The sequence below is a fragment of the Methylosinus sp. R-45379 genome, from assembly GCF_001644125.1.
Classification (GTDB): Bacteria; Pseudomonadota; Alphaproteobacteria; order Rhizobiales; family Beijerinckiaceae; genus Methylosinus.
In genome coordinates this window covers 1-1,243 of the sequence record NZ_LUUM01000163.1, presented here as the reverse complement: position 1 = coordinate 1,243, position 1,243 = coordinate 1, and the positions used below count along the sequence as shown (strand labels likewise).

General features: G+C 68.5%; 1 protein-coding gene. It reads right to left on the bottom strand.

Annotated features, from left to right (window positions below):
- On the bottom strand, positions 1 to 1,194 hold a 1,194-nt coding region (locus tag A1351_RS07805), incomplete at its 3' end, for a PKD domain-containing protein (protein WP_198162278.1).
- Between the last annotated feature and the right edge of the window lie 49 nt (positions 1,195 to 1,243).

Genomic DNA, 1,243 nt, shown 5'->3' with positions numbered 1-1,243 from the left:
GGTGACATCAGCCGTGAAACCGGGCTTGACGGAGGTGGGATCGTCGAGCGCGGCGGAAGATCCCGCCGGTCGCGAGATCAACGCCCAGCGATAGGTGAGCGCGTCGCCGTTCACATCGGTAGAGCGCGAGCCGTCGAGCGTGACTTTCGCTCCGGCTGCGACGCGCTGATCGTCGCCTGCGTTCGCCACAGGGGGAACATTGCCGGTGGTCAGCAGGCTCGTGACCGGGCGCGCACCGCCACGCGAGCGGGTCCCTTCACTCCCTTCGTGATCATCGTCGTGACTGCGGTCGCGGTCCCGATTCCGAGGGCGACCGTGATCGTCGCCACGGTCGCCCTCGCGGCTGTGCTCATGGCTGTCTTCGCTGCCCCGCGCCACGACCTGTAGCGTCGCCTGCACGACATAATCGCCGGAGCGGTCGAGCGTCACGGCCTGACGGGCGTCTGGTCCCGTCTTGAGGCGCGCGGCGCTTCCGGCGGGTTTCGACAGCAACGTCCAGCCGACATTGGTGACGGCCGCTGTTCCGGGCGGCAGATAGGTTCCGTCGGCGTCGACCCTCGCAGTGGCGCCCTGCGCGAGCAGTTGCGCCGGCCCCGCGCTGGCGCGGCCGCGCAAAGCGACACGCGTAGAGAATGTCACCAACGACGGCGAACTGATCTTGCCCGTGGCGTCGACGACGACGAGTTGCGCGACATAGGCTCCCTCTGAGTCGACGACGAATGTCGGACGCGCGACGGTCGTCGACGACAGGGCGGCGGCGCTATGCGCAGGCCGGCGCAGCAGCGTCCATCGATAGGCAATCGCGTCGCCGTCGGCATCGAAGGAGCGCGCGCCGTCGAGCGCAACGGTCGCACCGACCGAGACCTTCCGATCGAGGCCGGCGTCGGCTACAGGGGCGACATTTTGTGTCGAGACTACGACGCTCGCTCGCGCCGAGCTGCGATCGTCGTCGCCGCCCTCGGCCTGCGCCGTGACCGAAAAGATATAATCACCCGCGACGTCGACCTTGAACACGGGCCGTACGGCGGAGCTGTCGGAAATCCCTGCGGCGCTGCCCGACGGCCGCTGGGTGATCGCCCAACGGTAGCGCAGCGCACGCCCGCTCGCGCTGGTGGACCCGGAGGCATCGAGCTGAATGGTCTGCCCCACCGATGCGTGGCGATCGAGACCAGCGCTGGCGGCGATGTCCGCCACTCCGTCTTCAGCCGAGGCCGCGGATATCTGACCAGCGATGCTCAACAGA